At 68.4% G+C, this 2,618-nt stretch carries 3 protein-coding genes; 2 read left to right on the top strand and 1 reads right to left on the bottom strand.

What is annotated here, in order from left to right; all coding sequences use genetic code 11:
• The coding region (locus ABYX71_RS11450; protein ID WP_372696624.1) for an aminotransferase class I/II-fold pyridoxal phosphate-dependent enzyme at window positions 1–933 on the bottom strand (933 nt) is incomplete at its 3' end.
• Window positions 934–1,046: 113 nt separating this feature from the next.
• Here ABYX71_RS11450 and ABYX71_RS11445 point away from each other — a divergent pair.
• Complete coding sequence (locus ABYX71_RS11445; protein ID WP_372696623.1) at window positions 1,047–1,439, top strand: Mth938-like domain-containing protein; 393 nt, start codon at window positions 1,047–1,049, stop codon at window positions 1,437–1,439.
• Window positions 1,440–1,485: 46 nt separating this feature from the next.
• Window positions 1,486–2,618: SulP family inorganic anion transporter (locus ABYX71_RS11440; RefSeq protein WP_372696622.1), on the top strand; the 1,133-nt coding region annotated here is incomplete at its 3' end.

Genomic DNA, 2,618 nt, shown 5'->3' with positions numbered 1-2,618 from the left:
GGCGGTGAGCCCGTCGCAGAGTAGGTTACGGCGCTGTTCGTAGGTGGCGCGGATCTCGGCGACGCAGTCCTGGGGGCCCTCCAGCGCGGCGATGGCGGCCACCTGGATGGGCGTGAACAGACCGTAGTCCAGGTACGACTTCAGCCGCGCCAGCGCCTCCACCAGCTGCTCGTTGCCGCACATGAAACCGACTCGCCAGCCGGGCATGTTGTAGGTCTTCGACAGCGTGTAGGCCTCGACGGCGATGTCCTTGGCGCCCGGCACCTGCAGGATGGACGGCGCCTGGTAGCCGTCGAAGGCGATTTCGGCGTAGGCGAGGTCGTGGATGACCCAGATCTCGTGCTCGCGCGCCACGCGCACCACGCGCTCGAAAAAGTCCAGATCGACGCAGGTGGTGGTGGGGTTGCTCGGGAAATTCAACACCAGAAACTTCGGCCGCGGCCAGCAGTTGCGGATGGCGGTTTCCAGTTCCTCGAAGAAGTCCAGCTCCGGCAGCATCGGCACGTGGCGGATATCCGCCCCGGCGATGACAAAGCCGTAGGGGTGGATCGGGTAGGTGGGGTTCGGCACCAGCACGGCGTCGCCCGGCCCGACGGTGGCCAGCGCCAGATGGGCCAGGCCTTCCTTGGAGCCGATGGTGACGATGGCCTCGCTGTCCGGGTTCAGGTCCACGTCGTAGCGGCGCTTGTACCAGGCGCAGATGGCCCGGCGCAGGCGCGGAACGCCCTTGGAGACCGAATAGCGGTGCGTGTCGTCGCGTCGGGCAGCCTGGACCAGCTTCTCGACGATGTGCGGCGGTGTCGGCTGGTCGGGATTGCCCATGCCGAAGTCGACTACGTCTTCGCCGCGCTGGCGGGCCTGCGCCTTCAGCTCGTTGACGATGTTGAATACGTAAGGCGGCAGGCGCTCAATGCGCGGGAAGCTGTCCTTCATGGAACATCCGGGCGGGCAGGCATGGCGGGGCGGGCAGCCGGTGCGCGCACCAGACCCCGGCACGGGTTGATAATCCAGCCTGTCAGGTGCGTGATCGGAATGGGAAATTCTAAATGAAAATCCAGATCGAACGAGGCGCGGCCTACCGCGTGCAGGGGTATTCGGCCGACAGTGTGGTGGTGACGCGCGGTGAAGCCGATGCATTGCACACGCTCACCTCGCCCGCGGTGCTGTGGCCCGACGCGCCTCCCAGCCCGTGGGCCTGCGGTCAGGCGCCGCCGCTGGCGGCCTTCGAGACGCTGCTGGAATTCGAGCCCGAGCTGGTGCTGTATGGCAGCGGGGCGCGATTGCGCTTTCCGGAGCCCGCCGTGTTGCGGCTGTTTCACGGCCACGGTGTCGGCTTCGAGACCATGGACACCTTTGCCGCCTGCCGCACCTACAACGTGCTGTGCATGGAAGGGCGGCGCGTGCTGGCGGCGCTGCTGATCGGCGACGCCGGGGCGTGAGCGCCCGATCCGTAAACCTCGGCCCGGCAGGGCGAATTCAGCAACGATGATTGCGCTACTCGAGGCCCGCCGCGCCGGCCTGCTCGGGCGCCGGCACTGGCTGGCAAACCTGGTGGCCGGTGTCATCGTCGGCATCGTCGCGCTGCCGCTGGCCATGGCGTTTGCCATCGCCTCGGGCGCCAAGCCGGAGCAGGGGCTCTACACCGCCATCATTGCCGGCTTTCTGGTGTCGGCATTCGGCGGCAGCCGGCTGCAGATTGCCGGCCCGACCGGCGCCTTCATCGTCATCCTGTCCGGCATCACGGCCCGTCACGGCATCGCCGGCCTGCAGGTGGCCACGCTGATGGCCGGCGTGATCCTGCTGCTGCTCGGCCTGGCCCGCATGGGCACGATCATCCGCTTCATTCCGGCCCCGGTCATCGTGGGCTTCACGGCCGGCATCGGAGTGATCATCTGGGTCGGCCAGTGGCGCGATTTCTTCGGGCTGCCGGCGGTCACCGGCGAACACTTTCACGAGAAGCTGTGGCTGCTGCTGCAGGCGCTGCCGCATCTGCACCTGATCACCACGGCGCTGGCGGCGCTCTCGCTGGTGCTGGTCATCGCGACGCCGCGTCTGCCGGGCATGCGGCGCGTGCCGGGTCCGTTGGTGGCGCTGGTGGTGGCGACGGTGCTGCAGGCGGCCTTTCACTTCGACGGCGTGCGCACCATCGGCAGTGCATTCGGCGGCATTCCGCAGGGCCTGCCGACACTGCAGCTGCCACGGCTCGCCGTCAGCGACCTGCTGACTCTGATCGGGCCCGCCTTCACCATCGCCATGCTGGGCGCCATCGAGTCGCTGCTGTCGGCGGTGGTGGCCGACGGCATGGCCGGCACGCACCACGATTCCAATCAGGAGCTCGTCGGCCAGGGCATCGCCAACATCGTCGCCCCGCTGTTCGGTGGCATCGCCGCCACCGGCGCCATCGCCCGCACCGCGACCAACATCCGCAACGGCGGCACCGGTCCGCTGGCGGGCATGGTGCACGCGGCGACGTTGCTGCTGACCGTGCTGTTTCTGGCGCCGCTGGCGGTGAACGTGCCGCTCGCCGCCCTGGCCGCCATCCTGTTCGTGGTGGCGTGGAACATGAGCGAGGCAAAGCACTTCCTGCGCATGGTGCGGCGCGCGCCACGTGCCGACGT

It is taken from the genome of Immundisolibacter sp. (genome assembly GCF_041625615.1).
Lineage (GTDB): Bacteria > Pseudomonadota > Gammaproteobacteria > Immundisolibacterales > Immundisolibacteraceae > Immundisolibacter.
Note: the sequence above shows the minus strand (reverse complement) of the source record. Positions and strands in the feature narration are given on the sequence as shown.